The sequence below is a fragment of the Streptomyces sp. KL116D genome (assembly GCF_030766975.1).
GTDB classification, from domain to species: Bacteria; Actinomycetota; Actinomycetes; order Streptomycetales; family Streptomycetaceae; genus Streptomyces; species Streptomyces longispororuber_A.
The window spans coordinates 13,349-34,232 of record NZ_JASERH010000079.1 but is presented as its reverse complement, the minus strand read 5'-3'; the positions used below and the strand labels follow the sequence as shown (position 1 = coordinate 34,232).

The following is a 20,884-nucleotide window of genomic DNA, read 5'->3' as shown; positions in this document are numbered from 1 at the left end:
CGGACTTGAGCAGCGCGATGACGCCCCGTCACGTGCGGGGCGGCATCGAAGTGCCCTGCTAGCTCCCAGCCGCCGCCAGAACGTCGGACCCGCCCCGTTCTTGTCCAGGGTGTCGGCGGGTGCGGCTGTCGCCGCCGGGGGCCTGCACGTCGATGACGCCGTTGCCGCAGTTGGAGTAGTAGGCCTCTGCTGGGTGACGCCCACCGACGACACCCATCGCGATCCCCGGCAGCATCTCCCGGCGCGATCGGGCACTCGGACGGATCTGACGTGTGCTCACGGGCGTGCTGGTTGTCAGGACGGGCGAGGTGTCGACCACCGAGTCCGACATGCAGGTCGTCGTTGAAAGTTGTGGGCGCTCGCCACGCTCAGTGACACCCTTGTCCCGCGCGTACCGGATGGCCCGGCTGATCGAGTCGACCAGGGCCTTCTGGTCGGCGTCGGTCACGCAGTTCATGTACCAGGGGTCGGAGTAGTAGCTGTTGTTGGTGACGTCGATGCCGTGGTCGGCCGCCCACACGAAAGCCGCAGACGACGGACTCCGTGTGAAGATCTGGATCGCCCGGGTCGTGCTTGATCGCGGCGAGCTAGCACGCCCGGCGCGACTGCAAGCCACCGATGCCGTTGCGGGCGGCGGCGATCGTGCCCGCTCCCACGTGCGTGCCGTGAAGTCGGCGGCTGGCGGCTCGGACAGCGGGCGCCAGGCAGCACGACGCGTCCGGCTTGCCCGCCCACGCAGTTCGCGGACTGCGCCGGCGGAAAGTTCGGCGCCAGGGTCGGGTGCGTCGATCGACGCGCCGGTCGGTACGCGGTGACACCGACCGTCGCTAAACCGGCCGCGTCCTCGATCGCGTTGGCGCGGTCAGAAGCGCCGATCATGCCGCATCAGTCCACTACTGGTTGGGCTCCCAGCGAAGCTCTGACCCGCGGCGGCGGGCCCGACGCCCGGGCGACCTGGGCGGCGCTCAGCGCCTGCGTCGTCCCGATCTAAAGTCCGTCGCGGACGCGGCAGTGTACGCACGGCTGCAGGTCGCGCCCGCGCTCACCGCGCACCGCGCACCCGCGCGGATGGTCTTCCCAGAAGTCCGGTTCTTCGAGTGGGCGACGATGACGCCGATCCGGTCGTGAGGCGATGACGACGCTCGCCCGCCCGGCCGATCTCCTGCACGGCCGCCGACGTCCGTACCCGCACGGACGTTGGCGGCATAGCTGAGCGGCGGACCGTCGGCCGCGACGGGCGCGTCGGCGGCCACCGCGTTCGGCATCACCGCGAGCGCGGACGCCAGCGGCGAGCCGGACGCGGCGGCGGCGCGGTCCAGCGGACGGGACTTCTGCCGGGGACTCGCTTCTTGACGGCCTTGAGCGCGTCGACGATGCCGTAGCCGTAGAAGCCGTTGCGCTTGCCGCCCTCGCAGGTGGCGTCCACGACGCCGTCGCCGTCACCGTCGTACGCAGGCCGGGCGGACTCCTCGTCGGCCTGCGCCTTCATCAGCGCCTGCAGCTGGGCCCGGCGTGGCCTTCGGGTGCGTCGACTTGAGGGCGCGGCGACACCGGCGGCGTGCGGCGACGCCATCGACGTGCCCTGCAGCCAGCCGTACTCGCCGCCCGGCATGGTCGACAGGATGCGGCCGTTCTTCGACGGGGTGTCGGCCGGGATCTGCAGCTTGTCGCCGCCCGGCGCCGCGATGTCGATAACGCCGTTGCCCGTAACTGGAGTAGTACGCCTTGGACTTGGTGACACCGGTCGAGCTGACCGTGACGACGCCCGGGGAGCTGGGTCGGCACGTCGAAGCAGAATGTGCGGGTTGATGGTGCGCTCCACCGCGGTCGAGTCGTCCGGGCTGGAGTCGTCGAGGATCGCGTCGGGTCCAGGTCGTGGTTGGAGTTGCCCGCGGAGGCGAAGCTCAGGGTGCCCTTCTTCTGGGCGTACAGCTGGGCCCGGTTCACCGCGTCGACGATGGCCCGCTGGTCGGGGTCGTCCATGCACGGTTTGTCCATCCACGGGTCCACGTAATAGCTGTTGTTCGTGACCTCGATGCCCGTGGTCGGCGGCGAACACGAAGGCGCACACGACGCTCTCCGGGTAGAACAGCTCGCTGACCGGGTCGGCCACCTTGATGCCCGCGACGCTTCACGCCCGGGGCGACGCCGCGACGCCGACGCCGTTGCGCGCGGCCGCGATCTCACCGGCGACGTGCGTGCCGTGGTAGTGCTCGGGGTTCGCGGGCCGCCAGGGCGCCCGGCGAGGTGTCCGCCTTGCCGCCGACGCAGCTGGCCGACTGGGAGGCGGAGAAGTTCGGCGCGAGGTCGGGGTGGGTGTCGTCCACACCGGTGTCGATGACGCCGACGGTGACCTTCTTGCTGCCCGGGTTCACCGTCGCGGCCTTGTCAGCGCCGATCGCCCGCAGGTCCCACTGGTCGGCCTCGAGCGGCTCCCTGGCCGGGCGTCGCCTGCGCGGCGACGGCCTTCGCGTCGGCCTGAGAGCTTCTGGACGGCACCCTCGTCGGTGGTGCCGGCCAGGCTGAGCGGCGCGGTACGGGTGGCGCCCGCGGTAGCCACGCCCTTCGTCGCGCGGATCTGCTTGCCGAAGTCGGCGTTCGACGAGTGGACGACGAAGACGCCGATCTTCGCGTACGTCTCGACTATGGAGCCGCCCGCCGCGGATATCGCCCTGCTCACGGAGGCGATGGTGCGGGCGTCGGTGCTGCGCGTGTTCACGACGTACGCGAGCGAGGACGCCGAACCGGCCGTGGCGGCGGGGGGAGTCGGCAGGGGCGGTGGCGCTCGCGGACGGCAGGAAGCCGAAGGAGGCCGTCAGCGCGATGCCGATCGGCAGGGCGAGGGGCCATGCGGCGTCTGGCAGGCAGATGAGCCATGGGATCTCCACATCATCCGTCGTATGGGGCGAATACGGAAAAGCCCGAACACGAATGGTGCTCGGGCAGGTACATGACGCGTGGTGCGGTGTGAACGTATCTCTAGTCCCCTGCAGGTCATCAACGAGTTCCGAAAGAAAGCAGGGAGTTGAACCGCCGCGCGCGTGTCCCCGTGACGTTGTGCAGGGGGTACGCGCACGATCCGACCTGTTGGATCACGCCGGAGAGCTCCCTACCATCGCGACCCGGCCCACGTGATCCACGTCACTGTGAGAGGTTCGCCCAATGACCGGCACCCCGTCCCCGACAGCACCCGCATCACGAGGAGACTCCGTGGCCACCGACGCACCACCACCACCCCAGGGGCAGCCCCGACGACCGTCTGGCGCTGCCCCTCCACCGAGGAGTTCATCGAGGTGCAGCAGAGCGAGGGAGTTCGGCGAGCTGCGCCACGCGCACCGCTCGTTCGCCTTCCCGCTCACCATCGCGTTCATCGCCTGGTACCTGGTCTACGTCCTGCTGTCGAACTACGCGGGCGACTTCATGGGCACCAAGGTCTTCGGCAACATCAACGTCGCCCTGATCCTCGGCCTCGCCCAGTTCCTCACCACGTTCCTCATCGCCTGGTGGTACTCGCGGTACTCCGCCGCGAAGCTCGACCCCAAGGCCGAGGCCATCAAGTCCCGTATGGAGGGCGGCGCATGAGCCCCGCATCACCCTCGCCGCCGGCGAGGCCAGCGGCACCGGCCGCTGATCATCAGTCTGTTCGCGGTCTTCGTCCTCGCGAGCGCTCGTCATCACGGTCTGGGCCGGCCGCCAGACCAAGAGCGCCTCCGACTTCTACGCGGGCGGCCGCCAGTTCACCGCCTTCCAGAACGGCCTCGCGGTCTCCGGCGACTACATGTCCGCCGTCGTTCCTCGGCATCGCCGGCGCCATCGCCCTCTTCGGGTACGACGGCTTCCTCTACTCGATCGGCTTCCTGGTCGCCTGGCTGGTGGCGCTCCTCCTGGTCGCCGAGCCGCTGCGCAACTCCGGCCGCCTACACGATGGGCGACGTGCTCGCGCTACCGCATGCGCCAGCGCCCGGTCCGCACCGCGCAGCCGGCACCCTCGACGATCGTCGTCTCGATCTTCTACCTGCTCGCGCAGATGGCGGGCGCCGGTGTCCCTGGTCTCGCTGCTGCTCGGCATCACCCTCGGACGCGGGCAAGATCCTCATCGTCGCGCTCGTCGGCGTCCTGATGATCGTGTACGTCACGATCGGCGGCATGAAGGGCACCACCTGGGTGCAGATGGTCAAGGCCGTCCTGCTGATCGCCGGCGCCATCCTGCTCTACCTTCCTGGTCCTCGCTGAAGTTCGACTTCAACGTCTCCGACCTGCTCGGCACGGCCGCGGAGAACAGCGGCAAGGGCGCGGCGTTCCTGGGCCGGGCTCAAGTACGGCGCCACGTCCACGTCGAAGATCGACTTCATCTCGCTGGGCATCGCGCTCGTCCTCGGCACCGCCGGACTGCCGCACATCCTGATCCGCTTACACGGTGCCGACCGCCAAGGCGCCCGTAAGTCGGTCAACTGGGCCATCGGCATCATCGGCGCCTTCTACCTGATGACGATCGCGCTCGGCTTCGGCGCCGCCGCCCCTCATCAAGCCGGCCGAGATCATCGCGTCGAACCCGGCGGGCAACACGGCCGCACCGCTGCTCGCCCTCCACCTCGGCGGCACCGACTCCAACTGGGGCGCGAGTCCTGCTCGCCTCGATCTCGGCGGTCGCCTTCGCGACGATCCTCGCCGTCGATCACGGGCCTGATCCCTCACTTCTCGTCCTCCTCCCTTCGCGCACGACATCTACGCGAACGTCATCAAGAAGGGGGAAGGCGGACGAGAAGCAGGAGATGAAGGCCGCCCGCTGGGCCACCGCTCTTCATCGGCATCGTCTCGATCGACCTCGGCGCGCTCGCCCGCACCTGAAAGCGTCGCCGGCCTGGTCGCCCACTGGCCTTCGCGGTCGCCGCCTCCGCCAACCTGCCGACGGTCCTGTACAGCCTCTTCTGGAAGCGCTTCAACACCAACGGAGCGCTGTGGTCGATCTACGGCGGCCTCTTCTCGGCCGTCTTCCTCGTCCTCTTTTGCCCGTCGTCTCCGGCAACCCGAAGACGTCGATGTCTCAAGGGCGTCGACTTCCACTGGTTCCCGCTGGAGAACCCGGGCATCATGCTCGATCCCGATCGGCTTCCTGCTGGGTGTCATCGGCACCTACATGGCCAAGGGAGAAGGCCGACAAGGGCAAGTACGCGGAGCTGGAAGTGCGCTCCCTCACGGGCACCGAGCCCACGTCGGACTCGCTGCTGCGCCCCGCCGTAGACCGCTGGTAGCTCTCTACGACGGGGGCGCGGCACGCATCGTGGATCACAGGCCTGCCGCGCTGTCAGACGCGTCACGTAGGCTCGGACCACGAGGCGACAGAGACAAGCAGACAGGCAATGGGAGGGGGCCCACGTGCTCATCGACACCTACGGCCGAGTGGCCACCGACCTTCGGGTCTCGCTCACCGACCGCGCAATCTCCGCTGCACCTACTGCATGCCCGAAGAGGGCTCCAGTGGCTGGCCAAGCCGGACCTGCTGACGGACGACGAGATCGTCCGCCTCGTCCGCATCGCCGTCACCCACCTCGGCATCACCGAGATCCGCTTCACCGGCGGCGAGCCCCTGCTGCGCCCCGGCCTGGTCGCATCGTCGAGCGCGTCGCGGCCCTGGAGCCGCGCCCCAGGATATCCCTGACGACGAACGGCATCGGGCTCCAAGCGCACGGCACAGGCGCTCAGGACGGCGGGCCTCGACCGGGTGAACGTGTCACTGGACACGCTCCGCCCCGACGTCTTCAAGACCCTGACCCGCCGCGACCGCCACAAGGACGTCATCGAGGGCCCTGGCCGCCGCCCACGAGGCGGGCCTCACCCGGTGAAGATCAACTCGGTCCTGATGCCGGGGCTGAACGAGGACGAGGCCCCCTGACCTCCTCGCCTGGGCCGTCGACCACGACTACGAGCTCCGCTTCATCGAGCAGATGCCCCTCGACGCCCAGCACGGCTGGAAGCGCGACGGCATGATCACCGCGGGCGACATCCTGACCTCGCTCCGTACGCGCTTCGAGCTCACGCCCGAGGGTTCCGACGAGCGCGGCTCGCCCCGGCCGAGCGCTGGGTCGTGGACGGCGGGCCGCACCGCGTCGGCGTCATCGCCTCGGTCACCCGCCCGTTCTGCTCGGCCTGCGACCGCACCCGCCTCACCGCCGACGGCCAGGTCCGCACCTGCCTGTTCGCCACCGAGGAGACGGACCTGCGGGCGGCGCTGAGGACGAGGGCCCGGACGGCACCGACGAGAACATCGCCCGCATCTGGAAGCTCGCCATGTGGGGCAAGAAGGCGGGCTCCGGTCTGGACGACCCGTCGTTCCTGCAGCCCGACCGCCCGATGTCGGCGATCGGCGGCTGACGCCCCACTCCTCGGCGTCCCGCTCTCGCGGGCGTCCCACTCCGCCAGCGGCACGGTGTCCTTCAGGAACCCGCGGACGCCGAGGAACTGGACGGGTGCTCGCGATGCTCCTCGCAGGCCAGCCAGGTCTTGCGCCGCTCCGGCGTGTGCAGCTTCGCTGTTCCACGCGAGCACCCACACCGCGTCGGCACGGCAGCCCTGGCGGGCACTGCGGGTGGCGGGGGACGGTTCGGAGAGGTTCGCGAGATTCACGCGTCAACCTTAGACGCCCGGAAATGGCGACGCCGAGCAGCCACGAGCTGCCCGGCGTCGGTCCGTCGCTCCGACGGGGATGCGGAGCGCGTACGCAGTATGTCACGCGGGACCCGCCGCCCGGCACCGGAACAACATGATTGATCTGAGCTTTTCTTGAGCTTTGTGTACCGGTCGCGGAGCGCGGTCGGACGGCCCCCGACGGTGTCCGCGCGGCCCGCGGACTAGCTCCGGGTCCTCCGGGACGGATTCCGCCGGACCGGCCGTCGGCGCGGGCGAGATCATGGGTCGCGAGGGGCCGGCACGAAGGTCGAGGGCAGCCCCGGCGTTCTCCGGCCGGCGTTCGCGATCACGACCGCGACATAGGGGGAGGAAGGCGCCGAACACCAGGGTCACGATGGCGACGTGCCGCTCCACGTTCCACAGCACGGCCGTGAGGATCACCGCGAGCGTGCGGATCACCATCGAGATGACGTACCGGCGCTGCCTGCCCCGCACGTCCTCGGCCAGGGCCCTGCCGGGCTCCAGTGATCCGGAAAACCTGCGCCGCACCGTTGTCGCTCTGCTTCCGCATCACATTCCACCACCCGCCAGCTCGCCGGACTCTCCCCGGCCCGGACCGGCATCCACGTTACGCCCGGGGTGCGCCGACTACGAGACCGGGGCGCGCCTGACCCGGGCGTACGGCCTGCGCCGTACCGCGTACGGGGTGCCCGACATGCGCCGTACGGGGTACGGCCCGAGACTGATCGCACGTGCGCGTCGCACTTCGCGCACCTCCGCGCCGCATGAGGAGGCGACGTCATGACTTGGTTGTGGGCGATCATCGTGGAGGCTTCGTACTGGGCCTGATCGCGAAGGCGATCCTGCCGAGCGGCAGCAGATCCCGCTGTGGCTGACGACCGTCTTCGGCATCATCGGCAGCGTCCTGGGCAACTGGGCGGCACACCGGCCTCGGCGTCAACGACACCGGGGGCATCGACTGGACCCGCCATCTGCTCCAGCTGATCGGAGCCGTGGTCGTGGTCGGGGTGGGCGACATGGCGTGAGCGGCGCTGCGCGGCAACAAGAAGAAGGCCTAGGGCGGACGCGGCCTCGATCCGCCGGACAGGCCCCGGACAGGCCCGGACAGGCTCCCGGACGGGCCGATTCCCGCACCCGGAAGGGCGCGCGAGGGAACCGTGACGTGGTGCGACGGGCCCGGCTGGGCGCTCTCTGAGCCTCGACCGCGGCCAGGTTCTTCTTGCCGCGCCGCAGCACCAGCCAGCGGCCGTGCAGCAGGTCGTCCGCGGCCGGGACGGCGTCCTCGGCGGCGACCTTGACGTTGTTCACGTAGGCGCCGCCTCTTCATGGTGCGCCGGGCGGCTGACTTTGCTGGCGACGAGACCGACCTCGGCGAACAGGTCGACGACCGGACCGAGCTCGGCGACCTCGACCTTCGGCAGCTCGGACGGGGCGGCGGCCAGCGATCGCCTCGTCCAGGTCCGCCAGGTTCCCGTCGCCCTGACCGAACAGCGCCTTCGACGCCGCGATCACGGCCGCCGTCTGGTCGGCGCCGTGCACCAGCGTCGTCAGCTCCTCGGCGAGCGCCCGCTGGGCGGCGGGCCACGGCGGTCGTTCTCGGTCTGCCGCTCCAGCCCCTCGATCTCCTCACGGACGCGAAGGAGAAGGTGCGCAGGAACTGGAAGTGTCCCGGTCGTCCGCGTTCAGCCAGAACTGGTAGAAGGCGTACGGCGAGACACATCTCCGTCCAGCCGGGACGGTGCCGGACTCGGCCCTGCTCGAACTGGTGCCGTCCGCCTTGGTGAGCAGCGGCGTGCCGATCGCGTGCACCGGCCTCCGGGTGCACTGGTGGACAGGTCGGTGCCCGAGGTCAGGTTGCCCCACTGGGTTCGACCACCAAGTGGACGGCGGATTTGACCGTGTGCTCTATTTGCTGGACTGGATGAACCCACTGTGGGGATCTGACCAGTGAACTCAATGCTGAGCCTTCGATCTTTACCGTCAGATGAGCCTTGGGGGACATCTCATACTGTAACAATCATCGACCGGAAGATTGCCGCCGTCTTTGAACTCGTATTTTCAACACGGTTATATACCAGTGATTCTGAATCAGTTGTTAACAATCGTCAGCTTAGTTGCGTTTCTCAAGTCGGAACTACGCTTGATCAGATGTTCATTGTGCGCTAACGCGATAGTTCTCCAGCGAGTTTAGATGCATTCACCGTCAGCACTGGTTCTTTGTGGATCAGTTGGTGAGCGTGTGTTAAATAGGACTCATGGTGTTTGACCATGTTGGTCAGACCAGCATGAGATCTGTGCTGCTTTCAGACAAACTGACTGTGGATATCGGCACGATCAGATTGAAATACCAATATGATTTGCGACGGACAAATCTGGAAGATTATCAGCGATCTCAATAGGTGACCAGGGCGATCAATGCGGGATGAATGGGCGATCGATCGTTATTCCAGTTCTGTTCTCTGAACGAATGTTGAGATACTGTGATTATCAGACGACCGGATGGTGAATAACACATTATGATGTTCGGTATGGGAGATCGGGCTTGTGCAGTTCGCATCGCATTTATAATGATTCAGATCTTACTCTGGGCCGGCGTCTTCATTCGCATGTTAGCGATGACGACTGCTGTTTTGTTTAGTTGAGCACGACTCAGTTGAGCAGTTGTTGTGTTCTGGCGGGCAGACGCTGGCTGATTCTTAAATTATCGGGTCAGACCGGTCAGCAGCAGCGTCGCCGGATCGACCTCGCGGATGTACCAGAGGCAGGTCAGCAGCAGCCCGCGGTCCGTCGCGGCGACCATCTCGTCGAGCGACGTGTCCGAGCCGCCGTCCAGGATCAGGTTGTCGCCCGCGGGCGCGACCGGGAGACCGGTCAGCCCCGCGCTGTGCCGCGTCGTCGTCAGGTGCCGGAGCTCCCCGCCGGAGATCCACTCGGTCGCGCCGAGCGGCGGCCCGTTGTCGACGACGGACGCGTCGTCCCCGGAGGCGTGCGCGAGCACGAACGGCGCGCCGACTCCAGGCCCGGCGCGTGCGGATCGCTGCGCAGCGACAGCGGCAGCCCGGTCAGCCGCTCGCCGACGCGGGTGCCGCCGCCCGGCTTGCGTGAAGACGGTCCGGCCCTCGGCGGCGTCCCGCGCCCCCGCCGACCACAGCTGGTAGATCAGCAGGTCGGCGACGGCGGTCGGCGGCAGCAGCGTTCGTACCGGCCGGCGGGCAGCTCGATCCGCCGCTCGGCCCAGCCGAGCCGCGTCGCCAGCTCCGCGTCCATCGCCGCCGGATCGACGTCCGTGAGTCCTCGTCGAGCGCCCCGCCCCACGCCGAGCGCCTGCGGTCCGGCGACTTGGCGTTCAGCTCCAGCGTCCCGTTGGGCTGGTCGTGGCGCAGCCGCAGCCCCGCCGACGTGCCGAGGTAGCTCGACGTCAGCTCGTGGTTGGCGAACCCGTGCACAGCTCGCGCCCGCCCGCCCCGGCCCGCGCGAACGCCTCGCCGAGCGCGGGCGCGAAGTCCTTGAAGACGGCCGACGACGTCTCCGCGGGCGCGTCCGTGAGTCGGCGGAGTGCGGCACGCCGGAGACGAGCGGCTGCGCGTCCTCCGCGGGCCCGGCCTTGGCGGCGGCCTCCTCGGCGGACCTGACCAGCGCCTCCAGGTCGTCGGCGGTCACCGCCGACCGGGACACGACACCGGTCGCCGTCCCCTCCTTGCCGTCGACGGTCGCGATCACGGTGAGGGTGCGGCTCCCGCGTGACCCCGTTCGTCGTCAGCGCGTTGCCCGCCCAGCGCAGGTTCGCGGTGGACGTCTCGTCGGCGATGACGACACAGCCGTCGGCCCGCGACAGCTCCAGGGCGCGCTCGACGATCTCGTACGGCTTGTTCCCGGGCGTACGGGGGCTCATCGGCCCGCCTCCTGAGTGGTGTTGAGGATGTTGACACCCGTGAAGAGGGCGCTCGGGCAGCCGTGCGAGACCGCCGCGACCTGCCCGGCTGGGCCTTGCCGCAGTTGAAGGCGCCACCGAGGACGTACGTCTGCGGGCCGCCGACCGCGGCCATCGAACCCCAGAAGTCGGTGGTCGTCGCCTGGTACGCCACGTCCCGCAGCTGACCGGCCAGCCGCCCGTTCTCGATCTTGAAGAAGCGCTGTCCGGTGAACTGGAAGTTGTAGCGCTGCATGTCGATGGACCACGACCGGTCGCCCACGACGTAGATCCCGCGGTCGACGCCCGCGATCAGGTCCTCCGTGGACAGTCCGCCGGGGTCCGGCTGCAGCGACACGTTGGCCATCCGCTGCACCGGGACGTGCCCGGGGAGTCGGCGTACGCGCATCCGTTGGACCGGTCGAACCCGGTCAACCTCGCGATCCGGCGGTCGAGTTGATAGCCCACCAGGGTCCCGTCCTTCACCAGGTCCCAGACTGCCCGGCCACGCCCTCGTCGTCGTAGCCGATGGTGGCGAGCCCCGTGCTCGGCGGTGCGGTCACCGGTCACGTTCATGATCTCGGGAGCCGTACTTGAGCTTGCCGAGCTGGTCGAACGTGGCGAAGGAGGTGCCCGCGTAGGCCGCCTCGTAGCCCAGCGCGCGGTCCAGCTCGGTGGCGTGCCCGATCGACTCGTGGATGGTCAGCCACAGGTTCGACGGGTCGACGACCAGGTCGTAGGAGCCCGCCCGCACGCTCGGCGCCCGCATCTTCTCGGCCAGCAGCTCGGGGAATCCCGCGCGAGCTCGCTCCGCCCAGTCCCAGCCGGTGCCGGTCGGGTACTTTCCAGCCCGCGCCCGACCGGCGGCGCGATCGTGCGCATGGAGTCGGAACTCGTTGCCTCGACCTCGTCCACGGCGACGGCCGTGAGCTGCGGGGTGCAGCCGCACGCGCCGTTGCACTGCGACTCGTGCTCGGCCGTGTCCGCGTAGAACTTTTGTTCTCGTGGACCGACAGCAGCGAGGCGTCCACGTGGGACACCCAGTCGGCCCGCAGCAGCCCTGCGCTCCAGTCGGCGAGCAGCCTGGACCCTCCTCCTCGGCACGGAGAAGTCGATCTCGTGCGAGGAGACCGGTCTTCTCGCGCGCCGAGCTTCGGCGGCCAGCTCCACCCGCTCCTCGTCCGAGCCCGCCGCCGCGAGTGACCTGCGCACTCAGCTTCGCCATCGCCTACGGCCTGCGGCGCCACTCGCTTCGCCGCCGCGTCCATCGTCGAGATCGACGCCCGAGGCGAACCCCACGTACCGCCGTGGGACGACCCGCACCGCATAGCCCAGGTCCGTGGTGTCGGACGAGCCCGACGGCTTCGCGTCCCGCAGCCGCAACCCGCCGCGCTGCGCACCCGCGCGAAACCGGAGGTCCGTGCGTGCTCGGCGCCCAGCGCGCGGGCCCGGCGCGAGCGCGGCGTCGGCGAGGGCCCGCAGCGGGAGCGCCGTGAAGGCTTCTATCCGATCGTATGAGGCACGAGTGTCTCCCTGGCTCGAAATTCGCCACCGGCGAGCCCGATGGGATCATGCTGCGCGGCGGGGTGCGCTGGTAGACCTTTCTGTGGGGACCCGACAGTGAGGTCGTGTACGCCACTGTCGGTGGTCGGTCTCCGTACCTTGGGCGGGTCGTACCGATGGGTTTCGAGGACCACCACCGCTATCGAAAGGGTGATCCCGTTGAGCCGCTCGGTTCTCGTCACCGGAGGAAACCGCATCGGCACTCGCGCCATCGCCCGCGCATTCGCCGCCGAGGCGGGCGACAGGTCGCGATCACGTACCGCTCAGGTGGCCCACCGCGGAGCTCGAAAAGCTGGGCTTCCTCGCCGTCAGTGCGACATCACCGACGCCGAGCAGGTGGGAGCAGGCCTGCAAGGAGATCGAGGAGAAGCACGGCAACGTCGAGGTCCTGGTCGCCAACGCCGGCGTCACTGAGGACCAGCTCCTCATGCGCATGTCCGAGGAGGACTTCACGTCCGTCCTCGACACCAACCTCACCGGCACCTTCCGGGTCGTGAAGCGTGCCAACCGCGGCATGCTGCGCGCCAAGAACGCCGCGTCGTGCTGATCTCCTCCGTCGTCGGGCTGCTCGGCTCGGCGGGGCAGGCGAACACGCCGCCTGAAGGCGGGTCTTAGGCTTTCGCGCGTTCCCTCGCCCGTAGAGCTCGGGTCGCGCAACATCACCTTCAACGTCGTCGCCCCCGGCTTCGTCGACACCGACATGACGCAGGCGCTCACCGACGAGCAGCGCGCGGGCATCGTGTCGCGTTGCCGCTCGGGCGGTATCGCGCAGGTCGAGGAGATCGCCGGTGTGGTGAGGTTCCGACCTCGACGACGCTTCGTACATCACTGGGAGCCGTCATCCCGGTTGACGGCGGACTGGGAATGGGTCACTGAGCACGATGACGAACACGACTGGAATCCTCGAGGGCAAGAAGATCCTCATCACCGGTGTGCTGATGGAGTCCTCCATCGCCTTCCACACCGCGAAGCTGGCCCAGGAGCAGGGCGCGGAGATCATCCTCACCGCGCCTGGCCGCGGCCGACGCTGACCGAGCGCATCGCCAAGAAGCTGCCCCACCGACAAGGTGAAGGTGCTGGAGCTCGACGTCTCGAACGACGAGCACCTCGCCCGCCTGGAGGGCCAGGTCCGCGAGCACCTCGGCGACCGCATCGACGGCGTCGCGCACCCATCGGCTTCTGCGCCGCGGACGCGCTCGGCGGCAACTTCCCTGAACACGCCGTTCGAGTCCGTGGCCACTGCCATGCACGTCTCCGCCTTTCTCCCTGAAGTCGCTGACGATGGCGCTGCCGCTGATGTCCGAGCGGCTCCGTCGTCGGCCTGACCTTCGACGCTGCGCATTCGCCTGGCCGCAGTACGACTCGGATGGGCTGCGAGCGCCGCGCTGGAGGCCACCAGCCGCTACATGGCGCGCGACCTCGCAAGCAGAACATCCGCTGCAACCCTGATCTCGGCGGGCCCGCCTCGGCTCCATGGCGCCAAGTCCATCCCGGGCTTCCGGTGAGCTGGCCTCCGTGGCACACGCGCTCTCGCCGGAGTGGGACCTGAGGGACCCGGAGGCCGGCCGCGCCGCGGCATCGTCGCGCTGCTCTCGGACTGGTTCCCGAAGACGACGGGCGAGATCATCCACGTCGACGGCGGCCTGCACGCCATCGGCGCCTGAGCGCTCCGCTGGGTTCAGCCGCTCGGCTGCGCGCCGTCGGGCCTGATGTCCCTGCATCTGGCCACAGGTCCGTATGTGGTTGCTCGCGCAGTTCCCCGCGCCCCTGAAGGGCGCACCACCCGTTCGGCTCACCGGCCGGGCGGACCGAAGGCCTCACCGCACTCTGGGTGCGAGGAGGTCCCTCGTGCGTCTGGCCCACCGGATAGCCGCCATACCGCCGCCCTGGCCCTGATCGTCGCGGTGCCGTCCCACGCGGTGCCCGACGACCGGTCCGCCGGGAAGAAGCGCGAACTCTTCGGCGCCCAGTGCCGCATCGGGTCGACCGGTCACGGGTGAGCGCCACCTGTCACAACCCGTACCTGGGCGTCGACCGGGATGCGCCCTGCACATCGAGTGCGACCAGTGGTGGGACATCGACACCGACTCACGGCCGCGGGCCGTCGATCTCGCCCAGACCGTCCGCCTCGACGGGCGGTGCTGGAAGAACGTGCGCGGCGCCCTGGCCGTCACCGGACGGCGCCGTGTGAGCCGGGCCTGCCGGCACTGGAACGCGTAGCCCGCCGCCTCCAGGGCGGCCGCCTCCGCGTCGCCGACCCGGATCGCGTCGACCAGGCGCGTGGTCGGGTCCATGGTTCGGCGGTCAGCCGCTCGCCCACGTCTCGCGTCGCGCCAGTCCCGCAGCACCTCGCCCAGGTCCGCGACGTCGCCGTCATCACGTCGTTGTGGGACGCCGCCACCACGGCCATGTGGAACGTCGCGTCCGCTGTCACGAACGCCTCCGTGTCCCGCGACTCCCACGCCTCCTCGCGCCGCACGAGCAGGGGCGTCCAGCTGCTTCAGATCGCGCTCCGTGCGCCGCACGGCGGCCAGCTTTCGCCGCGCTCGACTCTCGCGCGTGGAACGCAGCTCGGCGATGTGCCGGGGTCGGCCCCGCGAACCGCCGCTGCATCACGCCCGCCAGCTCACTGGTCGCCACGACGTACGTGCCCGAGCCCTGCCGGATGTCCAGGAGGCCGTTGTGCGCGAGGGCGCGCACCGCCTCGCGCACCGTGTTCCGGGCGACGCCCAGCTGCCCGACGAGCTCCGGCCCGTCGGGATGCGGGAAGCCCACCGGCGCGCCTCGCCCGAGGAGATCTGGGTGCGCAGGCTGGGAAGATGACCTGCCTCGGACGGGGCCGAGCGCCGGAGGTCAGCGTATGACGTTCACTTCGCTGTGGCACAGTCTGGAGGTGGCCTGCGAGTGACGCAAACGGACTGGACAACCAATCATCTTCCTGCATGATTCTAAAGATGGGTCTCATGGCTGAGTGAGGAAACCCCGACGATGGCAATCACCACCGACCGCCGAGACTGCACGCGGAGGAGAACCGCCCCCGCGCGCGTGGGCGGTGCAGAAGAAGCTGGTCACCGTCGGCATCGTCCTCGCCGCGCTGAACCGCGACCGGCCATCACCAGCGCCTCCGCGCCCTCCTCGAAGAGGTCCGGGACGGCCTTCGGCATGAGCGGCGGCACGTCGCCGACCGCTCACCCGTGCCGCCGCCCTGCTTCGCGGTCTTCGGCGTGATGGCGCCCCGGCTCGCTCGAAGCGCTGCGGCGCGCCGCCGTCTGCGCCGGCATGGCCGCGATCACCGCGGGCCTGGATCATCCGCCCGTACACGGGCAAACACGGTCGGCTTCCCGCGCGCCAGCGCCCTCGCCCTCATGGGCATCGCGGTCCGCGGCGTCCACGATGCCGGTGATCGGCCGCAGCGCTGGGTTTCCCCGACCGCGTCGGCTCCATGACCGGTGATCTACTCGATGGCCCTCGCGGCCGGCACCTCCCTCGCCGCCGCCGCGACCGTGCCGCGACCGACGCCCTCGGCGGCAGCTGGCAGACCGGCACTCGCCGTGTGAGGCCGCGCTCGCGCCGCCGCCGCTGCGCGCCTGGTCCCGCTCGTCCGGGGAGAAGGGCCCGGCCCTCGCTTCTTCGCACCCGCTGTCACGCGCTCCGCGACCAAGCCGACGCCGACGGCGACGGGCTGCGCGTCACCCGCAGCCGCACTGCGTGGGCGCTCGCTCGTCTTCACGGCCTTCCTCCAGGCCACCGCCGCGTCGCGCCGATGGGCCGGATGGCGCAGACCTTCCGGGACCTCCGGCGTCTCCAGCCGACCGCGGGCCTGCTGCTCGCCGTCACCATGGTGATGGGGCGCCGCCCGGCTTCGGCCATCCGCGCGCATCGCCGCCCGGCTGGCGCAGCGGCCCGATGGTGATCGCGCTCGGCGTGTGCGGTCTGGCCGGACTACGCGGGACCACCTCGCCCCGGCGTCCGGGGGCCTGGGCGTGGCGATCCTGCTCGGCATCTCCAACTGCGCCTTCCCGCTGGCCCTCACGATGGTCGGCATGCGCGCCCGCACCGGCGCAGGAGTCGCGTCAAGCTGGCGCGTTCGCCCAGTCCACCGGCTATCTGATCTCGATCCCCGGCCCGCTGCTCGTCGGCGTCCTGCAGTGAGGCCACCGACGGCTGCGTGCTGAGTCGCCCTGATGGGCGACGCTGATGGTGCCGCAGATCGTGACTCGCGGTCCTCGCACCGGCCGCAACCGCACTTTGGTCGAGGACGAGGCGACGCGGGAGGGTCGCACCCGAGGGCGCCCCGGCGTCCTGACGGCGGGGACGGGCGTGCGACACTCTGCCGCATGGTCGCCTGTGCTCGAGCCAATCCCTTGTGAACGCGCCAGAAGAGAGCTTCTTCTGGTGCTTCGGCGCGATGCTGGCCGTCGCCGTGATCAAGTCGGCATCATCGCGACCATCGCATCGCCGTGACCTGAGCACGCGGCCCCAGGGCGTAGCTCCACCATCCCCCTAGCCAGCGTCAGGCAGCGTGGTGGAGATCACCGGATGGGTCGGAGGCGCGCGCGTCCACCTTCTGGAGAGTGATCGCCGGGACCGTCGGCGACACGGACGAAGAAGACCACGGACCACGGAGGCACCGATGTCGGCCCCCACGCACACCCGGACCCCGCCCGGGCGGTCACCGGTGGCGTCGACATCCGGCCAGCGCCCTGGTGGGCCCAGTCGCGCTGCCAGCCGTCGCGCTAGATGGCGCCTGCTCCTGCTGATCCTCACCCCGTCTCGACGCGCAGGCCGCGGCGGGTGACCCGAGCCTGCCCACATCACTCGAGCGCGCCAGAACTCGTGCTTTCCCTGACACCTTTCAGCGCCGCTGACTGCACCTGTAAGCCGGGAGTACGCGTCATCTGCGCCCTGCGCTCCGGTTTCATGCGAAGCTGGGACCCATGAGCGTCGCAGAACCCCCGCAGGATTGTCCTTTTCCGGCATGCCAAGGCGGACTGGCCTCAGGTGAACGATCACGAGCGGCCGCTCGCCGAGCGGGCCGCAGGGACGCACCCGTCGCCGGCCGCAAGCTGGCCGACTCCGGAGTCCCGTTCGACCTGGCCCTGCTCGACCGCCACCCGCACCCGCGAGGCTGGAGGCTCGCCGTGGCCGGGCTTTCGAGCGACCGAGGCCGGCTCTGCGAGGAGCGGATCTACGAGGCGTCACCGGGCGAGCTGTGATCGCCCTCCCTGGTGCGAGTAGACCCAGGACGACGTGTTGCACCAGCGCAGTCCTGATCGGCCACAACGGAGGTCAGCGGCCCTCACCACCGAGATCCTCGCCCCGGTCCGAGGGAGACGCGAGGGAGCGGCTGGACGGCGCGGGATTCCCGACCGCCGCGTTCGCCGTCCCGCTTCTCCGGCCTGTGGAAGAGCCTCCGGAGCCGGGCACCGCGCACGCCTCGTCGGCTACGGGCGCCGAGCGAGTAGCCTCCACGCTGGACGTGGTGGGCTGGCACCGCATCGTCGTGCCGGGGCACACGGCTCCGACCGGCCGCCCTGCTCCTCGTGCAGGTCCGCCGTCTCGACTCTTCGCGCGTGATGCCCGAGCAGATAGGAGTGACGCGTGTCCAGGAACGGCATCGCCCACCGCGGTGCGCGGCCTCCCGGACCACCGGCTTCGCGTTGAAGGCGACACCGAGCCCGGCCGCGTTCAGCATGTCCAGGTCGTTCGCGCCGTCGCCGATCGCCACCGTCTGGGCGAGCGGCACACCCGGCCTCCGTGGCGAAACCGGCGCAGCAGCCAGCGCCTCGCTCCGCCCGGTCCACGATCTCGCCGGTCACCTCGCCCCGTCAGCTCGCCGTCCGTCGATCTCCAGCGTGTTCGCCTGCGCGAAGTCGAGCCCGAGGTGCCTCAGCTTTCACAGGTCGTCCGCAGACCTGCGCGAACCCGCCCGGGACACCACGCCCACCTGGGGGCCGAGCCGCTCGAGCGTCCGGGATCAGGCGTGCGCGCGCGCCCGGGCGTCAGCCGCACCTCCGCTTCCTGCACCTTGCCGACCACCGACGCGTCGAGCCCCGCGAGCAGCGCCACGCGCGCGTGCAAACGACTGCTCTCGAAGTCCAGCCTCGCCGCGCATCGCCGCCGCCGTCACCTCCGGCGACCTCGGCCTCCACAGCCCGCGTGCGCCGCGAACAGCTCGATCACCTCGTCCTGGATGAGCGTCGAGTCGACGTCCATCACAGGCGCGCTAGCCGCTGCGCCCGCCGGTGCAGCCGGGCCGCGACGACCGCCACGTCCACGCCCCGCGCTCGCGGCCTCGTGGCGAGGGCGCGGTGCGCAGCGCTTCCGTCTCGGTGCCGGACACCGCGAACTCGACCGGCGGTGACGGGGGTACGCGGCGAGCCGGAAGATGCGGTCGATGCGCTGCCGGTACTGGTGATCGTCGCGGCGATCGCGGCGGTCGGCTCGGCGGTGAGCGGGTGCCCGAGCACGATGACCGGGAGCGGCCCGCGGCCGCGCGCGCGCGGCTGTCACCGATGCCGGAGATGATCTCGGCCTCGCATCTTCATCGACTCGGCCCAGCTGTGCACGGGTGGACCGCAGGTCGCCTCGAGAGACCCGGCCGGGGGCGCGGTCACCAGGGCGCACAGGACCATGCTACGGGTGACGACCCGCTCGATGTCCGTGACGACGTCGACGGAGTGAAGCGGCGAGGGTGTCGAAGAGGCCGGCGGTGATGCCGGGCCGGTCCTTGCCCGAAGATCTTGACCAGAAGGGTCGGGACATCGGCCGCGGCGAGTTCTGTGCCGGCCGGGACATCAGCTGGGGTGCTGGGGCTGCGAAGCGCTCATGATGGAGCTACTGATATCGGGCCTGCGTGCGAAGGTGCTCCGCCGGTCCGAGTGCCGGACGATCTTCGTGGGGCCGAGAAACCCGCCCGGCTGCGTTCACCCTCCTGCTCTCGTCGCCCCTGCCCACCTCGGGCGGCGGAGGCGGCGGAGGCGGCGCCGGCCACTCCCCTTGGTGTTCTTGCCGCGGCGGCGCGGGCAGGTCCGGACGGATGGGCCTCGCGAGGGTGGGGCGCCCGTCAGGTTGGTCCGCTCGTCGTGGGTTCTTGAGGTACGGGTTGGTGTCCGGGTTCGACGGTCGGTACGGGCGGCCTGGCTCACGGCCCGGTTTGCTCGTGTACGTCGAAGCCCGCGCGGGCGGCGCGGCCCCGGCCAGTGCGGCGACCCGCCCGCCCGCGCCCCGGTCCCGTACGCCAGCAGCGCCCCGAGCGCCCCGGGCCCTCGCACCCCACGCCGCCCCGAGCAGCAATCCGCCATGCCGAGGTGCTCCGTGCAGTTCGATGCCCGCGGCCGAACGCGTCGAAGCCGAGGACCGAGAGCGAGGCGCCTGCCGAGACGTCCGTCAGCCACACCAGGAGCGGCATCACGCCAGCGCGGTCACCACGCCCAGCCGCAGCGCGCAGCGCCCCGCGAACCTGAGCGCTCCCTGGTCCAGCGGTGTGCGCACGGCCGTGAGGACCCTCTGCGAAGAGCATCATCACGGCCACCGCCACGGCCAACAGCCAGACCCCGCCGTCGAGTTCGGGCTTCAGTCGCCCCAGGTCACCGGCTGGTCTGACGAGAGCCGGTCGTCCAGCGGGTCGGGAGACCTGGCGAGCGCCCCGTCGCCTTGCCGTCCCACGGCACGAACATGCCGAGCGGGAGGGCGAGCCACACCCGTTCCGGCGCCGAGCAGCGCCGCGCCTGCGATCCGCTTCGTGGTCGTCGCCGATCATCGCGTACAGATGTCAGTGGCGAGCTCCCGCGAGGACCGCCACCAGCAATTCACGGTCACCAGCGCGGACGCGGCCGGCCCACCTGGTGCACGGCGCCCAGGGCCGGCGGCGGGGTGCGCTGCGATGCGAGTAGCGCGATATCAGCAGGACGCCGACGATTGAACGCCGCGCCGCTCCAGCAGCGTCGCCCCCGTCTGCACGGTGAACCCCACCGATGCCTTGGCGTCCGCGAGGTCGCCGAGTCGGTCGGCAGCGCCCGCCGATGCCGCCTCCGGCAGCTTGTCGCCGATGTCGGCCCGGCAGGTCCCCGGCGCCCGAAATGTCGCGTTCCAGCCCCAGCTTTCGGAACCGTCAATCGTGATGATGTCGTGACCCGCCCAGGCGAGCCCGCCTCAGCATCCCCACGAAGAGCACGACCACGGCGCCGGGCCCGCGGCGCAGCAGCTCGCCGGGCGAGACCTCAACCCCGCGCCGCGCAAGGACCGTAGGGAAGAACCAGCTGACCGGCAGCGCGCGCGACCAGGCCCACCGAGCGGTGCGATCGCCGATCGGTGCGTCCGCCTGCGGGCGCCCTGCAGGCCGAGTGGTCGACGCTCGCCGGACGGCGTCACGCGCTCCGCCGACCCCCAGTGCCACGACTGCGGCCGCCGCGTGGGGCCCAGCGAGCCTGCCGAGTCCGCCTCGAGCAGATGGAAAGCCCGAGCGCCGCGACGCCCGCCATGGCGATGAACGCTCCAGCTCACCGCGGCGATCGCGGACAGCAAGATCGCCCAGGGCACGCCGGGCCGCGCCGGGTCGCGTGCTGGCCGGCCCCCATCAGGACCTCCCGATCTGTACCGCGATCGCCCTGTTTTCCCATTTGCGCATGATCCGTAGGGAGTTGTGGGCACCACCACTCTTCCGGGGCCAAATCTGCCGCGTCAACGGGGCGCACACCGGGGCCGCCGGGGGAGTTCTCACAACCCCGAACGCAAGGCCCGGACTTTCGGTCATGGGGCCTT

8 protein-coding genes and 15 pseudogenes are annotated in these 20,884 nt (G+C 70.2%); 10 read left to right on the top strand and 13 right to left on the bottom strand.

Features of this window, described 5'->3' with window-relative positions:
• Positions 1–58: 58 nt before the first annotated feature.
• From RBJ77_RS30745 to RBJ77_RS30730, 4 genes are all read right to left on the bottom strand, one after another.
• Positions 59–520 carry a hypothetical protein gene (locus RBJ77_RS30745; protein WP_372347966.1) on the bottom strand — a complete coding sequence of 154 codons (462 nt, stop codon included), beginning with the start codon at positions 518–520 and terminating at the stop codon, positions 59–61.
• A 744-nt stretch (positions 521–1,264) separates the two neighbouring features.
• Positions 1,265–1,741 (bottom strand): S8 family serine peptidase, encoded by a 477-nt coding sequence (locus RBJ77_RS30740; RefSeq protein ID WP_372347965.1) that lies wholly within the window; start codon positions 1,739–1,741, stop codon positions 1,265–1,267.
• A gap of 442 nt (positions 1,742–2,183) precedes the next feature.
• Positions 2,184–2,375 carry a S8 family serine peptidase gene (locus RBJ77_RS30735; RefSeq protein WP_372347964.1) on the bottom strand — a complete coding sequence of 64 codons (192 nt, stop codon included), beginning with the start codon at positions 2,373–2,375 and terminating at the stop codon, positions 2,184–2,186.
• Positions 2,372–2,719 (bottom strand): hypothetical protein, encoded by a 348-nt coding sequence (locus tag RBJ77_RS30730; protein ID WP_372347963.1) that lies wholly within the window; start codon positions 2,717–2,719, stop codon positions 2,372–2,374. Before RBJ77_RS30730 ends, RBJ77_RS30735 begins: the two co-directional genes overlap by 4 nt.
• 491 nt (positions 2,720–3,210) lie before the next feature.
• Here RBJ77_RS30730 and RBJ77_RS30725 point away from each other — a divergent pair.
• The 6 genes and pseudogenes from RBJ77_RS30725 to moaA all read left to right on the top strand — a co-directional run bounded on the left by RBJ77_RS30725 (position 3,211) and on the right by moaA (position 6,372).
• Positions 3,211–3,582: pseudogene (locus RBJ77_RS30725) on the top strand (DUF485 domain-containing protein).
• Positions 3,579–3,860 (top strand): annotated as a pseudogene (locus tag RBJ77_RS30720) (hypothetical protein); the annotation flags it as partial. The pseudogenes RBJ77_RS30725 and RBJ77_RS30720, both read left to right, overlap by 4 nt.
• A gap of 64 nt (positions 3,861–3,924) precedes the next feature.
• Positions 3,925–4,776, top strand: a pseudogene (locus RBJ77_RS30715) (hypothetical protein).
• 96 nt (positions 4,777–4,872) lie between these two features.
• A pseudogene (locus RBJ77_RS30710) lies at positions 4,873–4,929 on the top strand (hypothetical protein); the annotation flags it as partial.
• Positions 4,930–5,120: 191 nt separating this feature from the next.
• The gene (locus RBJ77_RS30705; protein WP_372347962.1) at positions 5,121–5,252 is read left to right on the top strand and encodes a hypothetical protein; all 132 of its coding nucleotides are present in this window, start codon (positions 5,121–5,123) and stop codon (positions 5,250–5,252) included.
• Between the two features lie 124 nt (positions 5,253–5,376).
• A pseudogene (moaA, locus tag RBJ77_RS30700) lies at positions 5,377–6,372 on the top strand (GTP 3',8-cyclase MoaA).
• A gap of 21 nt (positions 6,373–6,393) precedes the next feature.
• Here moaA and RBJ77_RS30695 read toward each other — a convergent pair.
• Positions 6,394–6,624 (bottom strand): annotated as a pseudogene (locus tag RBJ77_RS30695) (hypothetical protein); the annotation flags it as partial.
• A 102-nt stretch (positions 6,625–6,726) separates the two neighbouring features.
• Positions 6,727–7,198, bottom strand: a pseudogene (locus tag RBJ77_RS30690) (DUF3099 domain-containing protein).
• 230 nt (positions 7,199–7,428) lie between these two features.
• On the opposite strand from RBJ77_RS30690, the pseudogene RBJ77_RS30685 reads away from it, so the two are divergent.
• Positions 7,429–7,673 (top strand): annotated as a pseudogene (locus RBJ77_RS30685) (GlsB/YeaQ/YmgE family stress response membrane protein).
• Between the two features lie 172 nt (positions 7,674–7,845).
• Here the strand turns inward: RBJ77_RS30685 and RBJ77_RS30680 are convergent.
• The 5 genes and pseudogenes from RBJ77_RS30680 to RBJ77_RS30660 form a co-directional block, all read right to left on the bottom strand.
• Positions 7,846–8,525, bottom strand: a pseudogene (locus RBJ77_RS30680) (tyrosine--tRNA ligase); the annotation flags it as partial.
• A gap of 824 nt (positions 8,526–9,349) precedes the next feature.
• Positions 9,350–9,799 carry a metallopeptidase TldD-related protein gene (locus RBJ77_RS30675; RefSeq protein ID WP_372347981.1) on the bottom strand — a complete coding sequence of 150 codons (450 nt, stop codon included), beginning with the start codon at positions 9,797–9,799 and terminating at the stop codon, positions 9,350–9,352.
• Between the two features lie 8 nt (positions 9,800–9,807).
• Positions 9,808–9,963, bottom strand: coding sequence for a hypothetical protein (locus tag RBJ77_RS30670; protein WP_372347961.1), 156 nt, complete (start codon positions 9,961–9,963; stop codon positions 9,808–9,810).
• A gap of 103 nt (positions 9,964–10,066) precedes the next feature.
• A complete protein-coding gene (locus RBJ77_RS30665; protein WP_372347960.1) occupies positions 10,067–10,540 on the bottom strand; it encodes a hypothetical protein in 474 nt (157 codons plus the stop codon).
• Positions 10,537–12,064, bottom strand: a pseudogene (locus RBJ77_RS30660) (TldD/PmbA family protein). The gene RBJ77_RS30665 and the pseudogene RBJ77_RS30660 overlap by 4 nt, the downstream one beginning before the upstream one ends.
• 349 nt (positions 12,065–12,413) lie before the next feature.
• Between RBJ77_RS30660 and RBJ77_RS30655 the strand changes: the two are divergent.
• Positions 12,414–12,863, top strand: a pseudogene (locus RBJ77_RS30655) (SDR family NAD(P)-dependent oxidoreductase); the annotation flags it as partial.
• Between the two features lie 139 nt (positions 12,864–13,002).
• Positions 13,003–13,785: pseudogene (gene fabI / locus RBJ77_RS30650) on the top strand (enoyl-ACP reductase FabI).
• Between the two features lie 522 nt (positions 13,786–14,307).
• Here fabI and RBJ77_RS30645 read toward each other — a convergent pair.
• Positions 14,308–14,931: pseudogene (locus RBJ77_RS30645) on the bottom strand (FadR/GntR family transcriptional regulator); the annotation flags it as partial.
• Positions 14,932–17,058: 2,127 nt separating this feature from the next.
• On the opposite strand from RBJ77_RS30645, the pseudogene RBJ77_RS30640 reads away from it, so the two are divergent.
• Positions 17,059–17,586, top strand: a pseudogene (locus RBJ77_RS30640) (histidine phosphatase family protein).
• On the opposite strand, the pseudogene serB reads toward RBJ77_RS30640, so the two are convergent.
• Positions 17,566–18,872, bottom strand: a pseudogene (gene serB, locus RBJ77_RS30635) (phosphoserine phosphatase SerB). The pseudogenes RBJ77_RS30640 and serB overlap by 21 nt on opposite strands.
• Between the last annotated feature and the right edge of the window lie 2,012 nt (positions 18,873–20,884).

Bases quoted from the DNA above. Each gene is read 5' to 3' on its own strand.
- RBJ77_RS30665 (WP_372347960.1), bottom strand. From the start codon at position 10,540: ATGAGCCCCCGTACGCCCGGGAACAAGCCGTACGAGATCGTCGAGCGC.